Annotated in this window: 12 protein-coding genes and 1 tRNA gene; 6 read left to right on the forward strand and 7 right to left on the reverse strand. The window is 56.0% G+C overall.

All coding sequences use genetic code 11. From position 1 onward, the window contains the following. Positions 1–1217 precede the first annotated feature (1217 nt). Positions 1218–9335 (forward strand): VaFE repeat-containing surface-anchored protein, encoded by an 8118-nt coding sequence (locus ACKFR8_RS09910; RefSeq protein WP_408929950.1) that lies wholly within the window; start codon positions 1218–1220, stop codon positions 9333–9335. 1956 nt (positions 9336–11291) lie between these two features. Here the strand turns inward: ACKFR8_RS09910 and ACKFR8_RS09915 are convergent. The 6 genes from ACKFR8_RS09915 to ACKFR8_RS09940 all read right to left on the reverse strand — a co-directional run bounded on the left by ACKFR8_RS09915 (position 11292) and on the right by ACKFR8_RS09940 (position 15105). After that, the gene (locus ACKFR8_RS09915; RefSeq protein WP_408929951.1) at positions 11292–11648 is read right to left on the reverse strand and encodes a hypothetical protein; all 357 of its coding nucleotides are present in this window, start codon (positions 11646–11648) and stop codon (positions 11292–11294) included. A 192-nt stretch (positions 11649–11840) separates the two neighbouring features. After that, positions 11841–12164, reverse strand: a complete 324-nt coding sequence (locus tag ACKFR8_RS09920) for an ATP-binding protein (protein WP_408929952.1) — start codon at positions 12162–12164, stop codon at positions 11841–11843. A gap of 324 nt (positions 12165–12488) precedes the next feature. Further along, positions 12489–13139: a hypothetical protein gene (locus ACKFR8_RS09925; RefSeq protein WP_408929953.1), complete on the reverse strand. Its 651-nt coding sequence runs from the start codon at positions 13137–13139 to the stop codon at positions 12489–12491. A 9-nt stretch (positions 13140–13148) separates the two neighbouring features. After that, positions 13149–13733 carry a Panacea domain-containing protein gene (locus tag ACKFR8_RS09930; RefSeq protein ID WP_408929954.1) on the reverse strand — a complete coding sequence of 195 codons (585 nt, stop codon included), beginning with the start codon at positions 13731–13733 and terminating at the stop codon, positions 13149–13151. A gap of 302 nt (positions 13734–14035) precedes the next feature. After that, positions 14036–14112: transfer RNA gene (locus ACKFR8_RS09935), tRNA-Pro, on the reverse strand. 87 nt (positions 14113–14199) lie between these two features. Then, positions 14200–15105 (reverse strand): metallophosphoesterase, encoded by a 906-nt coding sequence (locus ACKFR8_RS09940; RefSeq protein ID WP_408929955.1) that lies wholly within the window; start codon positions 15103–15105, stop codon positions 14200–14202. A 41-nt stretch (positions 15106–15146) separates the two neighbouring features. Between ACKFR8_RS09940 and ACKFR8_RS09945 the strand changes: the two genes are divergently transcribed. Next, positions 15147–15611, forward strand: a complete 465-nt coding sequence (locus tag ACKFR8_RS09945; RefSeq protein WP_306507697.1) for a GatB/YqeY domain-containing protein — start codon at positions 15147–15149, stop codon at positions 15609–15611. Positions 15612–15618: 7 nt separating this feature from the next. On the opposite strand, the gene ACKFR8_RS09950 is transcribed toward ACKFR8_RS09945, so the two are convergent. Then, a complete protein-coding gene (locus ACKFR8_RS09950; RefSeq protein ID WP_408929956.1) occupies positions 15619–18069 on the reverse strand; it encodes a transglycosylase domain-containing protein in 2451 nt (816 codons plus the stop codon). 172 nt (positions 18070–18241) lie between these two features. Here ACKFR8_RS09950 and ACKFR8_RS09955 point away from each other — a divergent pair, with 172 nt between their 5' ends. The 4 genes from ACKFR8_RS09955 to ACKFR8_RS09970 are packed head-to-tail and all read left to right on the forward strand — an operon-like array spanning position 18242 to position 20055. Continuing rightward, a complete protein-coding gene (locus ACKFR8_RS09955; RefSeq protein WP_296133427.1) occupies positions 18242–18577 on the forward strand; it encodes a WhiB family transcriptional regulator in 336 nt (111 codons plus the stop codon). Positions 18578–18604: 27 nt separating this feature from the next. Continuing rightward, entirely contained in the window at positions 18605–18766 is a 162-nt protein-coding gene (locus ACKFR8_RS09960; protein WP_010189965.1) for a DUF4177 domain-containing protein, read from the forward strand. Beyond that, entirely contained in the window at positions 18766–19224 is a 459-nt protein-coding gene (locus ACKFR8_RS09965; protein WP_408929957.1) for a RidA family protein, read from the forward strand. The genes ACKFR8_RS09960 and ACKFR8_RS09965 overlap by 1 nt, the downstream gene beginning before the upstream one ends. 18 nt (positions 19225–19242) lie before the next feature. After that, a complete protein-coding gene (locus tag ACKFR8_RS09970) occupies positions 19243–20055 on the forward strand; it encodes an MBL fold metallo-hydrolase (RefSeq protein WP_408929958.1) in 813 nt (270 codons plus the stop codon). Positions 20056–20116 lie beyond the last annotated feature (61 nt).

Below are 20116 nucleotides of genomic sequence, written 5' to 3' on the forward strand. Positions count from 1 at the left end.
CCGTTCTAGAGCCCAACACGTTGAGATTAACCCCGTGTTGTACGGCGCTATCAGGCGATATCCAGATATACAGAGCTTCATCAGGAAGCCTGCATCTCTAACCAAATTTATTAGATGTGGAGGCCCTCAAGGGCATAAATGCGCACCTGGGCGGGGGCTTCATAGTGGCTCCTACTCTTAGAGAGTTCACACCGCGGTGATAGCGACATGGCGTGCACCTGAAAGCTGTCGTTGAATCAGATGTAATTTCAGCCAGTTCCTGCAGAGCCGCTGTCAAATAGATTAAGCGAAGCTAATGACGTGGTGGTAGAGTGCAATATGCACTATAAGCATGATCAATACTCCGACGCTGAAGGCGTGATTGGCTGCGGTGTGCTCAGCTTCTAAATCTGGCTTTGAACAGCGAGATCACCGCTGAGCTAGGCTATATCTATCAAAAGTGAAGAGGAATGATGAGCATTTCAAGAAGTATGCCCCGAAGGGGGTGGACGCTCCTAACCGCAATTCTTGCGACCATTGCGGTGATCGCAGCGTTGCTGACCGTACCGTGGGGGGAAGCCGGCGCTGCGGATGCGAAGCCTACCGACTTCAAGCCCAACACGACGCTGGGTAGCGAGGCTGAAAAGAGCACCTCGAAGGGACATGATAAGACGTGGGACGGTCTTGTTTGGGCGGGAACCCCCTTGCCAGGAGCAGGCGCAAATGCCAATGCTGGCAACAATGTGGGCTGGGCTTGGTGTATTGAGCCTGGTTATGGAGTCCCTTATGAGACAACATTTTTGTATGACCAAGCGAAGGCTGAAAAACTTAATGTTAATAGGCAATATCGTGATGCCGCGATAATTCTTGCCCGAAAGATAGAAAAAGCCGTTCTCGACAAGGACTACGAAGCTGCGAGTACTTACCGTACCTACTTGATTCCCTTTGTCGCCAGAGATGAAACCTCAAGGCATAGGGCAGCCACAACAATTACAGGGGAAGATCCGAAATACACCAATAAAAAGGGGTTAGAGAACTTTCCGGGATATAAAGGAACTTACGAAGAGTTTCAAAAACTTACAGGCTTTGAATTCGTCAAACCGGGGTTGTACGGCTATAAAACCGAGCTTAAAAAAATTCCAGGAGCAACGATCCCGGCGCAGCCTGCGGATTGGTTTATTACCATTGTCCGGCCTAAGCCTGACGGCGAGTACGATAAGAGGACTTCGCAAACTGTCATGCCGGTAGATCAGCCGGGTCTGCCTAATGAGAACGGTGGAAGCGGCTCTAACCCGTCCACTAAGACGCCTGAGATTAGTACGACGGTTGATCAGTTGGATGAGCATGTGGCTATTGAGGGTGGCAAGGTTGTTACTGACCATGTTCACTTCAAGGGTCTTGTTCCGGGTAAGGAATACATCCTGAATGCTGAGCTGCGTAACAAGGCTGATGGGTCTGTTATTGGTAAGTCCGCGGAGCCGGTGAAGTTCACTCCGAAGTCTTCTGAGGGTGACTTGAAGGATGTCAATGGCGGTCGCGGTGTTGACATCGTTGTCAATGATGATGTTGAGGCTGGTTCTGTCGATAAGGCTGTTGCCTATGAGTACTTGACCTCTACTGAGGTTGATGCGTCTGGTAAGGATTCCGAGTCTGGCGACGAGAATAAGATTGCTGAGCACACGGATATTAATGATGATGCTCAGACTGTTGAGTCTCATGAGAAGCTGACGCCTGAGGTTAAGACGACGGTTGAGAAGCTTGATGAGCATGAGGCTATTGAGGGTGGCAAGGTTATTACTGACCATGTTCACTTCAAGGGTCTTGTTCCGGGTAAGGAATACATCCTGAATGCTGAGCTGCGTAACAAGGCTGATGGGTCTGTTATTGGTAAGTCCGCGGAGCCGGTGAAGTTCACTCCGAAGTCTTCTGAGGGTGACTTGAAGGATGTCAATGGCGGTCGCGGTGTTGACATCGTTGTCAATGATGATGTTGAGGCTGGTTCTGTCGATAAGGCTGTTGCCTATGAGTACTTGACCTCTACTGAGGTTGATGCGTCTGGTAAGGATTCCGAGTCTGGCGACGAGAATAAGATTGCTGAGCACACGGATATTAATGATGATGCTCAGACTGTTGAGTCTCATGAGAAGCTGACGCCTGAGGTTAAGACGACGGTTGAGAAGCTTGATGAGCATGAGGCTATTGAGGGTGGCAAGGTTATTACTGACCATGTTCACTTCAAGGGTCTTGTTCCGGGTAAGGAATACATCCTGAATGCTGAGCTGCGTAACAAGGCTGATGGGTCTGTTATTGGTAAGTCCGCGGAGCCGGTGAAGTTCACTCCGAAGTCTTCTGAGGGTGACTTGAAGGATGTCAATGGCGGTCGCGGTGTTGACATCGTTGTCAATGATGATGTTGAGGCTGGTTCTGTCGATAAGGCTGTTGCCTATGAGTACTTGACCTCTACTGAGGTTGATGCGTCTGGTAAGGATTCCGAGTCTGGCGACGAGAATAAGATTGCTGAGCACACGGATATTAATGATGATGCTCAGACTGTTGAGTCTCATGAGAAGCTGACGCCTGAGGTTAAGACGACGGTTGAGAAGCTTGATGAGCATGAGGCTATTGAGGGTGGCAAGGTTATTACTGACCATGTTCACTTCAAGGGTCTTGTTCCGGGTAAGGAATACATCCTGAATGCTGAGCTGCGTAACAAGGCTGATGGGTCTGTTATTGGTAAGTCCGCGGAGCCGGTGAAGTTCACTCCGAAGTCTTCTGAGGGTGACTTGAAGGATGTCAATGGCGGTCGCGGTGTTGACATCGTTGTCAATGATGATGTTGAGGCTGGTTCTGTCGATAAGGCTGTTGCCTATGAGTACTTGACCTCTACTGAGGTTGATGCGTCTGGTAAGGATTCCGAGTCTGGCGACGAGAATAAGATTGCTGAGCACACGGATATTAATGATGATGCTCAGACTGTTGAGTCTCATGAGAAGCTGACGCCTGAGGTTAAGACGACGGTTGAGAAGCTTGATGAGCATGAGGCTATTGAGGGTGGCAAGGTTATTACTGACCATGTTCACTTCAAGGGTCTTGTTCCGGGTAAGGAATACATCCTGAATGCTGAGCTGCGTAACAAGGCTGATGGGTCTGTTATTGGTAAGTCCGCGGAGCCGGTGAAGTTCACTCCGAAGTCTTCTGAGGGTGACTTGAAGGATGTCAATGGCGGTCGCGGTGTTGACATCGTTGTCAATGATGATGTTGAGGCTGGTTCTGTCGATAAGGCTGTTGCCTATGAGTACTTGACCTCTACTGAGGTTGATGCGTCTGGTAAGGATTCCGAGTCTGGCGACGAGAATAAGATTGCTGAGCACACGGATATTAATGATGATGCTCAGACTGTTGAGTCTCATGAGAAGCTGACGCCTGAGGTTAAGACGACGGTTGAGAAGCTTGATGAGCATGAGGCTATTGAGGGTGGCAAGGTTATTACTGACCATGTTCACTTCAAGGGTCTTGTTCCGGGTAAGGAATACATCCTGAATGCTGAGCTGCGTAACAAGGCTGATGGGTCTGTTATTGGTAAGTCCGCGGAGCCGGTGAAGTTCACTCCGAAGTCTTCTGAGGGTGACTTGAAGGATGTCAATGGCGGTCGCGGTGTTGACATCGTTGTCAATGATGATGTTGAGGCTGGTTCTGTCGATAAGGCTGTTGCCTATGAGTACTTGACCTCTACTGAGGTTGATGCGTCTGGTAAGGATTCCGAGTCTGGCGACGAGAATAAGATTGCTGAGCACACGGATATTAATGATGATGCTCAGACTGTTGAGTCTCATGAGAAGCTGACGCCTGAGGTTAAGACGACGGTTGAGAAGCTTGATGAGCATGAGGCTATTGAGGGTGGCAAGGTTATTACTGACCATGTTCACTTCAAGGGTCTTGTTCCGGGTAAGGAATACATCCTGAATGCTGAGCTGCGTAACAAGGCTGATGGGTCTGTTATTGGTAAGTCCGCGGAGCCGGTGAAGTTCACTCCGAAGTCTTCTGAGGGTGACTTGAAGGATGTCAATGGCGGTCGCGGTGTTGACATCGTTGTCAATGATGATGTTGAGGCTGGTTCTGTCGATAAGGCTGTTGCCTATGAGTACTTGACCTCTACTGAGGTTGATGCGTCTGGTAAGGATTCCGAGTCTGGCGACGAGAATAAGATTGCTGAGCACACGGATATTAATGATGATGCTCAGACTGTTGAGTCTCATGAGAAGCTGACGCCTGAGGTTAAGACGACGGTTGAGAAGCTTGATGAGCATGAGGCTATTGAGGGTGGCAAGGTTATTACTGACCATGTTCACTTCAAGGGTCTTGTTCCGGGTAAGGAATACATCCTGAATGCTGAGCTGCGTAACAAGGCTGATGGGTCTGTTATTGGTAAGTCCGCGGAGCCGGTGAAGTTCACTCCGAAGTCTTCTGAGGGTGACTTGAAGGATGTCAATGGCGGTCGCGGTGTTGACATCGTTGTCAATGATGATGTTGAGGCTGGTTCTGTCGATAAGGCTGTTGCCTATGAGTACTTGACCTCTACTGAGGTTGATGCGTCTGGTAAGGATTCCGAGTCTGGCGACGAGAATAAGATTGCTGAGCACACGGATATTAATGATGATGCTCAGACTGTTGAGTCTCATGAGAAGCTGACGCCTGAGGTTAAGACGACGGTTGAGAAGCTTGATGAGCATGAGGCTATTGAGGGTGGCAAGGTTATTACTGACCATGTTCACTTCAAGGGTCTTGTTCCGGGTAAGGAATACATCCTGAATGCTGAGCTGCGTAACAAGGCTGATGGGTCTGTTATTGGTAAGTCCGCGGAGCCGGTGAAGTTCACTCCGAAGTCTTCTGAGGGTGACTTGAAGGATGTCAATGGCGGTCGCGGTGTTGACATCGTTGTCAATGATGATGTTGAGGCTGGTTCTGTCGATAAGGCTGTTGCCTATGAGTACTTGACCTCTACTGAGGTTGATGCGTCTGGTAAGGATTCCGAGTCTGGCGACGAGAATAAGATTGCTGAGCACACGGATATTAATGATGATGCTCAGACTGTTGAGTCTCATGAGAAGCTGACGCCTGAGGTTAAGACGACGGTTGAGAAGCTTGATGAGCATGAGGCTATTGAGGGTGGCAAGGTTATTACTGACCATGTTCACTTCAAGGGTCTTGTTCCGGGTAAGGAATACATCCTGAATGCTGAGCTGCGTAACAAGGCTGATGGGTCTGTTATTGGTAAGTCCGCGGAGCCGGTGAAGTTCACTCCGAAGTCTTCTGAGGGTGACTTGAAGGATGTCAATGGCGGTCGCGGTGTTGACATCGTTGTCAATGATGATGTTGAGGCTGGTTCTGTCGATAAGGCTGTTGCCTATGAGTACTTGACCTCTACTGAGGTTGATGCGTCTGGTAAGGATTCCGAGTCTGGCGACGAGAATAAGATTGCTGAGCACACGGATATTAATGATGATGCTCAGACTGTTGAGTCTCATGAGAAGCTGACGCCTGAGGTTAAGACGACGGTTGAGAAGCTTGATGAGCATGAGGCTATTGAGGGTGGCAAGGTTATTACTGACCATGTTCACTTCAAGGGTCTTGTTCCGGGTAAGGAATACATCCTGAATGCTGAGCTGCGTAACAAGGCTGATGGGTCTGTTATTGGTAAGTCCGCGGAGCCGGTGAAGTTCACTCCGAAGTCTTCTGAGGGTGACTTGAAGGATGTCAATGGCGGTCGCGGTGTTGACATCGTTGTCAATGATGATGTTGAGGCTGGTTCTGTCGATAAGGCTGTTGCCTATGAGTACTTGACCTCTACTGAGGTTGATGCGTCTGGTAAGGATTCCGAGTCTGGCGACGAGAATAAGATTGCTGAGCACACGGATATTAATGATGATGCTCAGACTGTTGAGTCTCATGAGAAGCTGACGCCTGAGGTTAAGACGACGGTTGAGAAGCTTGATGAGCATGAGGCTATTGAGGGTGGCAAGGTTATTACTGACCATGTTCACTTCAAGGGTCTTGTTCCGGGTAAGGAATACATCCTGAATGCTGAGCTGCGTAACAAGGCTGATGGGTCTGTTATTGGTAAGTCCGCGGAGCCGGTGAAGTTCACTCCGAAGTCTTCTGAGGGTGACTTGAAGGATGTCAATGGCGGTCGCGGTGTTGACATCGTTGTCAATGATGATGTTGAGGCTGGTTCTGTCGATAAGGCTGTTGCCTATGAGTACTTGACCTCTACTGAGGTTGATGCGTCTGGTAAGGATTCCGAGTCTGGCGACGAGAATAAGATTGCTGAGCACACGGATATTAATGATGATGCTCAGACTGTTGAGTCTCATGAGAAGCTGACGCCTGAGGTTAAGACGACGGTTGAGAAGCTTGATGAGCATGAGGCTATTGAGGGTGGCAAGGTTATTACTGACCATGTTCACTTCAAGGGTCTTGTTCCGGGTAAGGAATACATCCTGAATGCTGAGCTGCGTAACAAGGCTGATGGGTCTGTTATTGGTAAGTCCGCGGAGCCGGTGAAGTTCACTCCGAAGTCTTCTGAGGGTGACTTGAAGGATGTCAATGGCGGTCGCGGTGTTGACATCGTTGTCAATGATGATGTTGAGGCTGGTTCTGTCGATAAGGCTGTTGCCTATGAGTACTTGACCTCTACTGAGGTTGATGCGTCTGGTAAGGATTCCGAGTCTGGCGACGAGAATAAGATTGCTGAGCACACGGATATTAATGATGATGCTCAGACTGTTGAGTCTCATGAGAAGCTGACGCCTGAGGTTAAGACGACGGTTGAGAAGCTTGATGAGCATGAGGCTATTGAGGGTGGCAAGGTTATTACTGACCATGTTCACTTCAAGGGTCTTGTTCCGGGTAAGGAATACATCCTGAATGCTGAGCTGCGTAACAAGGCTGATGGGTCTGTTATTGGTAAGTCCGCGGAGCCGGTGAAGTTCACTCCGAAGTCTTCTGAGGGTGACTTGAAGGATGTCAATGGCGGTCGCGGTGTTGACATCGTTGTCAATGATGATGTTGAGGCTGGTTCTGTCGATAAGGCTGTTGCCTATGAGTACTTGACCTCTACTGAGGTTGATGCGTCTGGTAAGGATTCCGAGTCTGGCGACGAGAATAAGATTGCTGAGCACACGGATATTAATGATGATGCTCAGACTGTTGAGTCTCATGAGAAGCTGACGCCTGAGGTTAAGACGACGGTTGAGAAGCTTGATGAGCATGAGGCTATTGAGGGTGGCAAGGTTATTACTGACCATGTTCACTTCAAGGGTCTTGTTCCGGGTAAGGAATACATCCTGAATGCTGAGCTGCGTAACAAGGCTGATGGGTCTGTTATTGGTAAGTCCGCGGAGCCGGTGAAGTTCACTCCGAAGTCTTCTGAGGGTGACTTGAAGGATGTCAATGGCGGTCGCGGTGTTGACATCGTTGTCAATGATGATGTTGAGGCTGGTTCTGTCGATAAGGCTGTTGCCTATGAGTACTTGACCTCTACTGAGGTTGATGCGTCTGGTAAGGATTCCGAGTCTGGCGACGAGAATAAGATTGCTGAGCACACGGATATTAATGATGATGCTCAGACTGTTGAGTCTCATGAGAAGCTGACGCCTGAGGTTAAGACGACGGTTGAGAAGCTTGATGAGCATGAGGCTATTGAGGGTGGCAAGGTTATTACTGACCATGTTCACTTCAAGGGTCTTGTTCCGGGTAAGGAATACATCCTGAATGCTGAGCTGCGTAACAAGGCTGATGGGTCTGTTATTGGTAAGTCCGCGGAGCCGGTGAAGTTCACTCCGAAGTCTTCTGAGGGTGACTTGAAGGATGTCAATGGCGGTCGCGGTGTTGACATCGTTGTCAATGATGATGTTGAGGCTGGTTCTGTCGATAAGGCTGTTGCCTATGAGTACTTGACCTCTACTGAGGTTGATGCGTCTGGTAAGGATTCCGAGTCTGGCGACGAGAATAAGATTGCTGAGCACACGGATATTAATGATGATGCTCAGACTGTGACGTCGAAGGACGAGCCTGAGGAGGAGCGCACAACTACGACCAACCCGACTGAGCCGACTAAGCCGACCAACCCGACTGAGCCGACTGAGCCGACTAAGCCGACCAACCCGACTGAGCCGACTAAGCCGACCAACCCGACGGAGCCGACTAAGCCGACCAACCCGACTGAGCCGACTAAGCCGACCAACCCGACGGAGCCGACTAAGCCGACCAACCCGACTGAGCCGACTAAGCCGACCAACCCGACGGAGCCGACTAAGCCGACCAACCCGACTGAGCCGACTAAGCCGACCAACCCGACGGAGCCGACTAAGCCGACCAACCCGACGGAGCCGACTAAGCCGACCAACCCGACGGAGCCGACTAAGCCGACCAACCCGACTGAGCCGACTAAGCCGACCAACCCGACGGAGCCGACTAAGCCGACCAACCCGACTGAGCCGACTGAGCCGACTGAGCCGACCACTTCGACGGAGCAGCCGACGACGACTGAGCCGACGCCGACCACTTCGACGGAGCAGTCGACGACGAAGGTTAATGAGCCGGGTAAGCCGAAGATTTCGACGAATGCTGATTTTGCTAATGGCGCAACTGAGGTTGTTGCTGGTGCGCAGGTCAACGACAAGGTGACTTACGAGGGCTTGGTTCCGGGTAAGGAGTACACCTTGAAGGCTGAGTTGATTTCTAAGGTTGATGGCACTTCTGTCCTGGGTGAGGGTCACAAGACCTTTACGCCGGATGCTGCTAAGGGCGAGGTTGTTGTTGAGATTACGGTTGATGAGTCTGTGACTGAGCCGGTTGAGGCTGCGGTTGCTTTCGAGGAGTTGACCTCTGTGGAGGTCAACGACAAGGGTGAGGAGACTCCGGATACTGATTCGGAGAAGCCGAACCACATCGCTGACCACAAGGACATCAACGACAAGAACCAGACGGTTCCGAAGCCCAAGAATCCGGGTAACGGCGGTTCCAGCAAGTCTGACTGGCCGTGGTGGCTGCTGCTTATCCCGGGCCTGGGTATTGTCAAGATCATCACTGATGGTCATGATGGTGGCCACAACGGCGGCCGCGATGGTGGCAATAGCCACAACGACGTGACCGAGGACAAGGACCGTGACACCAACGTCAAGGACGAGAATGTTGAGGACACCGGTCATGGTGACCGTGGTGATTCGGCCCTGGACGCTACTGCGCCGGAGGACGCTGGCCAGCCGCTGCCGTCCAACGCCGAGCGTGTTGAAATCAAGTCCGTACCGTCCGGCGCGACCAAGCTCGACCCGGGCATGCAGAGCTACATTAAGTAACCTCAATCCCTAGCGGGAACTTGGTGCTGCAGGAAGCCCTCCAGTGTGTGAATTCACGCTGGAGGGCTTCTTCGTATATTCCCTCAACCCACGCTTGTACCTTAGGGCCTGTTCCGTAGAGAGCGCCGCCTCAGCCCGGCTCGGGCTTGACCCATATTCAATCCCTCACACCAGGTTCGTTGCTCGCAGCTATAACGTCAGCTAAGAGGAGATCACGTTTCGTTACGCAGAGCGTCGCAGCAGGTGGTGAGTAGGCAGGGGAGCGCGCGTCGGAGTGTGCGGTGTCACCAGTCCGAGCCTAGAACGCAGGAACGTCTAGCGGGCTTGCATAGCTGTCAGTGACACTGTGGGGTCTTGTGCGGCTTGCTGGGCGATCAATCAAAACCCCTGTTAGGAGGAAGCTGGAGGGGAAGGCGTCGGCGTCGTCCAGCGCGGCGAAACGCGGGATAGGTTCCAGCACTCCGCACAGCGCGGCGCGATACGGCGGCATCAGTGTAGGCACTGATCTGGGAGAGTGATTCTTAGGGGCGGCGGTATTTCAGCACGCGCGCTTAGAAGCCTTTGGTGCGCTCACGAGAGTCCTTTTGGAGCCGCCAGCTGAGGCTTAAAAGCTTGTCTGTGGCGCTGTGTAGCGTCCCTGCGTCCAAGCACCCGCCAGATAGGCTACAGCAACCTTGCTTACATCTTCGGTGGTGTTGGTGGCTCCCTGCGTCGAACTCGTCTGTCAACGTGTGCTGTGAGTCCGGCATGGGGCGTTGCGACCGGCTATTTGGTAGCAGTGTCGTGAGTATCCGGTTGCGCTTCAGTGAGCATCCGGTAGCTGCTCCAATTCATGGGGTGACGGTTGCTGTATCGGCAAAATTCGGGTGCGGCACGTTCCAGGTAGAGTCCGCTAATGAATTTGGACGCATGTCGCGGAAGCCCTTACGACCGGCCCGACTCTTCGGCACTAAATTGAACCAAGCCCGGTTGCAGTCCATCTCGATTCAAAAGCGGCCCAAGCTCATCCTTGATGCCTGCCGATTCGGGATAGTTGGTACTGCGATTCCGCGTAGTTGGTACCGGTGTTCCGCATACCCGGTACTGCATGGGGTTTCCGGGTGTTAGGACCACGGATTTAGTAACGCCGTGGTGAGCAAGCAGTAACGCCCGGGTGAGTATTGAGTAACACCCGGGCGTTGACTATGAGCGACTATTCTGTGTTGGCTTCTAGGCGCATGTTGGGTCCTTCCAGTGTGAGGATTTCAGCGTTTACGACGAGTCGATTCAGGATTGACTCGGCGATGACAGCGTCCGGGACGGATTTGTACCACTTGTCGATTTGGGGTAGTTGGTACCGCGAGTCCGCGTAGTTGGTACCAGTGTTCCGCTTACTCGGTACTGCATTGGGTTTTTCTTTCATAGTTGATGTTGGCGACACCACAATCCGCTGGTGTTGCGTCAACTTCTACTTGGAAGGAGCTGGTCCTTGTGGCCAACTTCAAGCAGATCATTGCGATGTGCCTTGATGGTGCTAGCTAGGCGCAGATCACACACGCATTGGGGTGTTCACGACGGGAAGTATCCCGGGCAAAGAAAGTCATCTCTGATGAGGGTTGACTTCAGAGATTATCCGTCAGCTCCCGCTGGGGTGGTTTGATGATCGATTCAGTGATGACCGGAGTAAGAGGTCTTTGTCCTATGACCTGCTGTATCTCGGCGGGGCATGTCGGTGTCAACGTCTAGGGGTATTGAGCAGAGTGATATTTAGCCCGCTGAGTTCGGCTTGGTCGATGTGGATTTGGTCAGGAAACCAGGATGAGACCGCCGATTCAGCTAAGGAAACGGACGGGGCCTATCGGTGCCAAATGGTGCCAAATGGTGCTACCCTAGTGTTATTGCCACCTGTTACGACAGGATCGGAAGAAGACCCTGGGACCCCAGCCGGACGACTGGACCCGGGGTCTTCGCCTGCCTCTAGAGGGAATCCGGGGTGGGACGGTTGAGGACCACTTTCTCGTGCAGCTTCTCCCAGTACTGCTCTTCCCCTAGGTGGACGGAGTTCAGTGCTCCCAGAACGGCATCTGGAATCCAGAGCAGGGGATCATCGCCACCGCGTACGTGTCGAAGTCGGATGCCAGCACTTTGTCCCTGGCCCTGCAGGGCAACTATATGGGCGACGTCTCGCCTGTTTTGTGCTTCTTGCCGGCTTTCCAAAGTGACGTTGTGGACGTGCATCTCGGAGAGCTCGAAGTACATCTGCTCCAAGCATTTCCTGCGGTGCCTCTCCGTCTTCTTGCTCACTTCACTCTGGTGGGTGATGATCGCTTGCATGGAGTCGATCTCAGAAAGGGTGTCCACGATTTTTCGGCGTCGGCTATTACGTTCGTCGGTCCAGTGAAGTTTGACCTGGCCAGGAAGTCGTAGTGGACGCAGCTCCTCGCGTATTTTTCCAAGTCTTGAGTGTCGATGATGGCTGCACACACCATGTACTCCTGCCGGTCTGGGGGTCTAAGGGCGGAGGACTCATCGATGTAGGCGACTAGCTGTGATTCCACCCTGAAATTGTAGCCCGTCCGGGCCGACGCACCCCTCGGCCCGGTACCAACTACTCGGAACACGGCAGTACCGAGTCCCCAGAACACCGGTACCAAAAACTCGCATCTGACACCACTCATCGGGCGTGAATTGGGAGGTCACAATTGTTGATCCTCGGTGTTCCCGCTCAGCAAGAATATTGAGCAGCTGGTGTGCTGTGGCAGCATCAATCGGGGTTGTTAAGAAGTCATCAAGAACGAGTACGTCTGCTAGGTGTAGGTCTTGAAGAAACTTCATGGGAGGGCCTAACATTTGGTGCTCTCACAAACGTCCCATTCGCAGAGATTCTATCGGTGCGCCAGCGGCCTAGTAGTTTGTCGATGGCGCTGTGCAGTGTCCCTGCGCTCAAGCCCTCTAGATGGGCTACAGCAACCTTGTTTACATCTTCGGTGGCGTTGATAGCCCGCGGCGTGGAACTCGTCTGTCAACGTGTGCTGTGAGTTGGGGTGGCCCAGCCCATAGCAAACCGGCAAAACGTTGGATGGCAAATCGCAGGGGGATTACTCACCGTGCTATTGCCGTGGCCTAGGATGTACGCGCATGCTGCACTGCCTAGGGGTCTTTTACAGATTGGGACTACCTTTGAGAGCGTACATCGGGAGCTGAACCTCCAGATCTCATTGCGGCCACGAGAAGTCTTTGATGATGATTGACAAACTCACCCGGCGCAACAACACGGATAAAGTTCGCGCGCTCAAAAGTTTTGGCGTGGGCTATGAAATCACGATCAGACGTTACACACCACACATGAAACCGGCTGTCCATACCGGACAGGAACCTACATAGGCCGTACACCATTCCATCTTCATGATCCAAGGGCGGCGTATTCTCTGCGACCTGTTGGTGTGGTTCGATAACACTTCCGAAAGAGTCCATTGAAAGGTTCTCGAAAAAATCCGACAGATCTTCCGCCACCCGCCGGTGGAGACCGAGTCCCTGTTGCTCTTGAGTCGGCCCTTGTGATGGTTGGGTGGCCTTGTGGATGACCGTGTTAAGGATGTGTCGAGACGTGACGAAAGAAATCGGTTGGCCTGTAAAAGTTTCACCTCTAGTCGCGAGCATGAATGCTCGCGCCGCATTCAAAATAGGCTGGGAGGTGGCGCGGACTGCGGAACGCGCAACCAGCGCTTTGACTTCTGAGGGTGTGAAGCTTCCATCAAAATGCGATGCTAGGGTCAAAATAATGTTGCAGTCCAGTACGACTACATGGTGTGTGGAATCCGTCACGATGGTGTACTAGAGGATAGCCAAATTTGCAGATTGGCTGAGCAGAGAGTCGGCGCTTGGGAACTCCTCGCCGGAGTAGTCGGTAACAAAGCTCTCGGGGCCAAACATAGCAATGTCTGCAGGGGTTAGGGACAGAATTCTTACGTGCTCAGAAAAGTAGCTGTAAAGAGATTCATCGGAGATTGCGGCGTGGGAATGGGCGTCAGCGGGGATCCCTCCTCGAGCATTAAGCCATGGAGCTTCAGAATGGGTGGAATCTACCAGAGCCTTTGTCTCTTTTTGCGCGTAGTAAGGCGCGATGAGCTGCAGTAACGCCAGCAGATCACGGTCCTCGGTAACCTGAGGATTTTCCAATGGTCTGTTAGCAACCTCGAAACAAGTTTTGAGTTGAGTTTTGCGGCGCATGCCAGTTGATACAGGTCCATCAACCCATGCCTGAAGGTCATTAGAAAAGGCGGGGCGACCTAAAGCGGCAAGTGTCCACCCCTGCACGTAGTACAGCAGTTTGTGGAGTTTCTTTTTGTCCATTGACGCCGTGCCGGTGCTCTTGAGGATGAGGTTGGCCACGTCAGTAGAGGTATTTACGTTCTTCACGCGTCCATCACCTACCATCGCATCAACACGTTTCCAAGTCTTACGTCCCCATTGTTTCACATCCTTGCGCGTAAATGCGAGTCGCCAGCATCTATAACGAATGCATTCTTAGCTTAGGCATAAGAAAAAGGCCGAGCCCGATAACCCTAAATCCACACGAAGTGACTCTTAAGCCTGTGTTGTGAGTTGGGCTTGGGTACCAGCGACACATCGAAAAACAACACGTTTTGTCGTTTAAACCTAACCCCCGGCCGCAATAGCGACAGTGAAAACGAAAAAACCCGCAGTTTCCTGCGGGCTAGTGGTCGGGATAACAGGATTTGAACCTGCGACCTCTTCGTCCCGAACGAAGCGCGCTACCAAGCTGCGCCATATCCCGGTGTCCGCTCTAAGCGGTACCGGAATACTGTAACGCACGCCGGGCAGAAACAACAAAACGGCAGCGTGAGCGCGGTGGCCGTGCGGTCTAGGCGGGCTTCTCCGTGATGCGCAGCAGTGTGGCGGACGGGCGGCAGAAGACGCGGAAGGGGACGAACTTGGAGGTGCCCAGGCCGTTGGAGACGTGCATGAACATCGGTCCGAACTTATGCAGGCCCCACGCGCGCACGCGGTCGATGCCGCAGTTGGTCACGATGGAGCGCGAGCCGCCGACCTTGAACGGCAGGCACAACTGGCCGCCGTGGGTGTGGCCGGAGAGGGAGAGCTGGTAGCCATCGGCGGCGAACTTCTCCAGCACGCGGGGCTCCGGGGAGTGCAGGAGTGCTAGGGCCAGATCGGCGTCCTCGTTGGGGGCGCCGGCGATTTCGGAGTAGTCATCGAGGTCGTGGTGCGGATCGTCCACACCGGCGGCGGCCAGGCGGACCTCGCCCACCTTAAACTCCACGCGCGCCTGGTTGGCGTCCTGCCAGCCGTGCTCAATAAAGGCCGCGCGCATGCCCTTCCACGGCAGGTCCACGTAGGACGGCGTGTTCTTCTTGCCCACCAGGTAGTTGAACGGGTTCGGGATGCGCGGCGCCCAGTAATCATTGGTGCCGAAGCAGAACAGGCCGGGCCGGTCCAGCAGCGGGCCCAGGGCACGGAGGACGTCGGGCACGCCGGCCTTGTCCGAGAGGTTGTCGCCCGTGTTGACCACCAGGTCTGGGTCCAGGCGGTCAAGGCTGGAGACCCAGTCAATCTTGGCCTGTTGGCCGGGGATCATGTGCAGATCGGAGACGTGCAGGATGCGGAATTCACGCGACCCGCGCAGCGTGCCGGGGGCGAGCAGCGGCAGCGTGTACTCCTTGAGCTCAAACTTGGTGAGCTCGGAATGCGCCCACGCGGCGCAGCCCAGGCCAGCGGCGGCGAGTCCGCCAATAATCGGGGAAATCTTCACCCTTCCCACCCTACCTGGCCCGCTAGCGTAGATTGAAGGGCATGAGTGAGTTGAAAGAAACTATCCGCGCAGACCTGAAGACCTCCATGAAGGCCAAGGATAAGGCCCGTACCTCCGCCATTCGCTCCCTTCTGTCCGCCATCCAGGCGGAGGAGACCTCCGGTGCACGCCACGAGCTGACTGATGAGGACGTGCTCAAGGTCATTGCTCGCGAGATCAAGAAGCGCCGCGAGTCCGCTGAGGTGTACTCGGAAAACGGCCGCCCGGAGCTGGCGGAGGCGGAGCTCGTTGACGTTCCCTTCTTCGAGGCCTACCAGCCGGAGCAGCTTGAGGACGACGCCCTGAACGCCCTCGTCGCCGAATCAATCGCCGAGGTGGAAAAGGACTCCGGCGAGCCGGTCACCATCAAGCAGATGGGCAACGTCATGAAGGTGGCCAACGCCAAGGCCGCCGGTCGCGCCGACGGCAAGCGCCTGTCCACCGCCGTGAAGGCGGCGCTTAACTAGAGCTCAACTAGAGCCCGAAGAAGTCGCGCACGTCGTTGGCAAACTGATCCACGTCGCCCTGGTCAATCAGCGGTTGTTCACCCTGTTGTGCCGGGGCGTCGGTGTTTCCGGCGTCGGTGTTTCCGTCGCCGCCGCCGGCAGGCGGCTGGTAGCCGTAGTTGCCTGACGCAGAGCTATCGCCGGTGGGGGCGGCGGCCGCGGAGCCGTCGGAAAGCTGCAGCGTGACCTCCGCGCCCTTCTTGGCGCCGGCGCTGCCGGTAATCACGCGCACCACCTTGCCGTAGCCCACGCCGGGCGCGGGTACCTGCGTGGTCTTGACGGTGAATCCGGCCTTCTCCAGGGCCTCGCGGGCCTGCTTCTCGGACTTGCCCTTCAAGCCGTCGATAAGCGGCGACACCGTGCCCGAATCGTAGGCGCGATCGTAATCCGGAACCGTGCCCTGCGCGGCGTAGGGGAGATTGGCCGCCATGGTGAAGAACGTCGCCGCCGGCTCCTTGCCGCCAAACAGGTTGCCGCTGGGGCACTGGCGCACCGGCGCGGTGCACAGCGGGGTGGTGGAGGTGCCGTCGTTGTATATGTAGGGCGCGGCCGCCACGCGGGAGTTGAACCCCAGGAAGGCCGAGGACTGGTTGGACTCCGTGGTACCCGTCTTGGCCGCCGCCTGGCCGTTAAAGCCCGCGGCCCGTGCCGACTCGGAGGCGGTGCCCTTCTGCGTATCGGCCGTCATGTTGTTCTCCAGGGCCTTGGCCACCTCCTTGTTCACGGCGCGCTCGCACGGCGGGCGCTTGAGGTAGACCTCGTTGCCGTGGGCGTCCTTGACATCCGCGATGGGGTCGGGCTCACACCACATGCCCTGGGAGGCCACCGTGGCGCCCACGTTGGACAGCTCCAGCGCGTTGACGGCGGTGGGGCCCAGCGTGAAGGAGCCCAGGTTGGCGTCCTTGACGTGGTCAGCAATGGAACTATCCCCGTCGTAGCTGCCGGGCTCCTTGTAGGAGCGCAGGCCGAGCTTGACGGCCATGTCCACCACGCGGCTCACGCCCAGCTGCTCCTCCAGCTGGATAAAGGGTGTGTTGGGGGAGTAGGCCAGCGCGTCCTGCAGCGTCATGGTGGCGGCATAGTTGCCGGCGTTTTCCACGCAGTACTTGTTCGGCGGGCAGTTCTGCGCGCCGCCGAAGCCCAGGTCCTCGGCCTCGTAGCGCTGCGGCACGGTCAGGCGGTCCTTGATGCCGTAGCCGGACTCGAGCGCGGCCGCGGCGGTGAAGAGCTTGAACACGGAGCCCGCGCCATTGCCCACCAGGGAGTTGGGCTGGGGCAGGAGCGTTTCGTTGCTCTCCAGATCCAGGCCGTAGGTGCGGGAAGAGACCATGGCCAGCACCTTGCGGGAATCGGTGCCTGGCTGGACCACGTTCATGACCTCGGCCACGCCCGCCGCGTCCGGGGCGGTGTTGGCGCGCACCGCGTTGAGCGCCTGATCCTGCACGTCCGGGTCCAGCGTGGTCTTGACCGTGTAGCCGCCGCGGGCCAGCTGCTCCTGGTCAATGCCCTTGTCCGCGAGGTAGCTGAGCACGTAGTCGCAGAAGAAGCCGCGGTCGCCGGCACCAATACAGCCGTTGGGCAAGGTGGCGGGGGAGTCCAGCACACCGAGCGGCTCCTGGGCATAGGCGTCCGCGTCCTCCTGGGAGAGGGTGCCGTTGGTGACCATGGACTGGAGCACCACGTTGCGGCGCTCCAGCACGCCTTCTTCGTTGGTGTAGGGGTTGAGGTACTCCGAGGATTGCACGATGCCCGCCAGCATCGCGGCCTGCGGGACGGTGAGGTGGGCGGCGTCGGTGCCGAAGTAGGTGCGCGCGGCGGCCTCCACGCCGAAGGAGTGGTTACCAAAGGACACCAGGTTGAGGTAGTTGGTGAGGATCTCTTCTTTGCTCAGCTGGGAGTCGATGTCCGTGGCCATGCGCATCTCTCGCAGCTTGCGGGCCACGGACTGCTCGGTGGCGGCCTGGCGCTCCTCGTCGGTCTTCGCGTTGACGAGGAGGAGGTAGTTCTTCACGTACTGCTGATCGATGGTGGATGCGCCCTGGGAGACGCCACCGGCGGCCAGGTTGGTCCACAGGGCGCGGAAGTTGCCCTGCAGGTCCACGCCTTCGTGCTCGTAGAAGCGGCGGTCCTCAATGGCCACCATGGCCTGCTTCATGGCGTCCGAGATCTTGTCCGGGGCCACGGGGTGGCGGCGCTGCTCGTAGATGTAGGCCAGCGTGTTGCCCTTGGCGTCCAGGATGGTGCTCACGCCGGGCGCGTCGCCGTTGGTGAGGTCCTGGAGGTCGGATTGCATCGTCTCATTGGTGCGGGCCACGGCTACACCGCCGATACCCGCAATGGGGGCTATGCCCAGAGCGATAAGGACGCCGACCAGCACGGTGGAGAGGACGAGCTTTCCCAGGGATTTGAAGACAGTCACCCTCCACACACTACGTGGTGACACCGCGATCCGGGAGACCCCCCTAAAGTGTGACGTGTTAGACAGGGTTGCACTTCTGTGAATAGACTTACCAGTGGTACATCATATTCCGTCTTGTGGAGAGTTATTCATGTTCTCTATCGGGCGGGAGCTTGGAAGGAGTTACCTAGCTATGACAGTCAGCGTGAAGGGTGCAGGACGGTCCTCGCTGGTAAAGAATGCCTCGACGACCACCGAGCGTGGTGAGTGGGTCACCCAAGCAAAGTGTCGCAACGGCGACCCCGACGCGCTCTTCGTGCGCGGCGCCGAGCAGCGCAAGGCCGCCGTCATCTGCCGCCACTGCCCGGTCCTCAATGAGTGCCGCGCCGATGCGCTGGATAACCGCGTGGAGTTCGGCGTGTGGGGTGGACTGACCGAGCGTCAGCGCCGTGCCTTGCTGCGCAAGAACCCGCACATCACCAACTGGGCGCACTACCTCGCAGAAGGTGGCGAACTCGTCGGGATTTAGTGCCCAGTCTTTAGTAGCATGGGACGCATGACTAAATGGGAATACGCCACTGCGCCGGTACTAACTCACGCGACCAAGCAAATCCTGGATTCCTGGGGTGAAGACGGCTGGGAGCTCGTCACCATCACCCCGGGCATGAACCCGGAGAACGTCGTCGCGTACTTCAAGCGTCCGCTGGAGGAGTCCTAATGGGTGCCCGGGAGCGCCTCCAGGAGCTGGGCTACGAGCTGCCCTCCGTGGCCGCGCCGCTGGCCTCCTACGTTCCCGCCACCCGCGTGGGCTCGCAGGTGTGGACCTCCGGCCAGCTGCCGGTTGTCGGCGGTGAGCTGCCCGCCACCGGCAAGGTGGGCGCCGAGGTCAGCCTGGAGCAGGCCCAGGAGCTGGCCCGCACCGCGTCCCTGAACGCTCTGGCGGCCATTGACTCCCTCGTGGGCTTGGACCAGGTCACCCGCGTGGTGAAGGTGGTGGGCTTCGTGGCCTCTGATCCTTCCTTCACCGAGCATGCAGCGGTCATCAACGGCGCCTCCGACTTCCTGGGTGAGGTGTTCGGGGAGGCTGGCGTTCACGCCCGCTCCGCGGTGGGGGTGGCTGTGCTGCCCAAGAACTCCCCCGTGGAGATCGAAGTTATCGTAGAGATCGCTGAGTAATCGTATAGGGTTAGAACCATGGAGCATCCTGCATATAGCCAATTGCGTCCCGTAAGCCAATCCGTCGGTGTCGTGCTGTGTGATAACCCCAGTTACACCGCCCTGGAGGGCACCAACACCTGGATCATCCGCGCGTCGGAGGACTCCCGCGCCATCGTGGTGGATCCGGGCCCGGAGGATGAGGGCCACCTTAACGTGGTGACCGCCAAGGCGGGCGAGGTCGCGCTCATCCTGGTGACGCACCGCCACGATGATCACGCATCCGGCGCCCAGCGCCTGCGTCAGCTCACCGGTGCGCCCATCCGCGCTTTCGACCCGAACTACTGCAACGGGGCCGATGCGCTTAGCGACGGTGAAGTGGTTACCGTCGACGGTGTCACCCCGCAGCTCGAGGTGGTCCACACCCCGGGCCACACCGCCGACTCCACCTGTTTCTTTGTGTGGTCCGCGGAGGCGAAGAACTCGACGCTGGAGGGCATCATTACCGGTGATACCATCGCCGGCCGCCACACCGTGTTGCTTTCGGAGACCGACGGCGATTTGGCTGATTACCTCAAGACCCTGGACATGCTGGAGGAGCGCGGCAAGGACGTGCCGCTTCTCCCGGGCCACGGCCCAGACGCGGAGGACACCTCGGCGTTCGCCCGCAAGTACATTGACCGCCGCCACCACCGCCTGGATCAGATCAAGGAGATCCACTCGCGCCTGGGTGAGGATGTCGATCTGAAGACGCTGGTGGATGAGATGTATGACGACGTCGACCCGGTCCTGCGCCACGCCGCCGAACAGTCCACGCGCACCGCGCTGAAGTACCTCGCGGCACAGCAGTAGGTGCACCACCCTGCCCCCGGGTAACCCCGGAGCGGCAACAGGGCTAGACAACAAAAAGTCC

Source organism: Corynebacterium axilliensis, assembly GCF_046097495.1.
Classification (GTDB): domain Bacteria; phylum Actinomycetota; class Actinomycetes; order Mycobacteriales; family Mycobacteriaceae; genus Corynebacterium.

Excerpts from the sequence above, each read along its gene's own strand:
- ACKFR8_RS09960 (WP_010189965.1), top strand. The coding sequence starts at position 18,605 with ATGACTAAATGGGAATACGCCACTGCGCCGGTACTAACTCACGCGACC.
- ACKFR8_RS09955 (WP_296133427.1), top strand. The coding sequence starts at position 18,242 with ATGACAGTCAGCGTGAAGGGTGCAGGACGGTCCTCGCTGGTAAAGAAT.
- ACKFR8_RS09915 (WP_408929951.1), bottom strand. The coding sequence starts at position 11,648 with ATGCAAGCGATCATCACCCACCAGAGTGAAGTGAGCAAGAAGACGGAG.
- ACKFR8_RS09945 (WP_306507697.1), top strand. The coding sequence starts at position 15,147 with ATGAGTGAGTTGAAAGAAACTATCCGCGCAGACCTGAAGACCTCCATG.
- ACKFR8_RS09920 (WP_408929952.1), bottom strand. The coding sequence starts at position 12,164 with ATGTTAGGCCCTCCCATGAAGTTTCTTCAAGACCTACACCTAGCAGAC.
- ACKFR8_RS09910 (WP_408929950.1), top strand. The coding sequence starts at position 1,218 with ATGCCGGTAGATCAGCCGGGTCTGCCTAATGAGAACGGTGGAAGCGGC.
- ACKFR8_RS09970 (WP_408929958.1), top strand. The coding sequence starts at position 19,243 with ATGGAGCATCCTGCATATAGCCAATTGCGTCCCGTAAGCCAATCCGTC.
- ACKFR8_RS09965 (WP_408929957.1), top strand. The coding sequence starts at position 18,766 with ATGGGTGCCCGGGAGCGCCTCCAGGAGCTGGGCTACGAGCTGCCCTCC.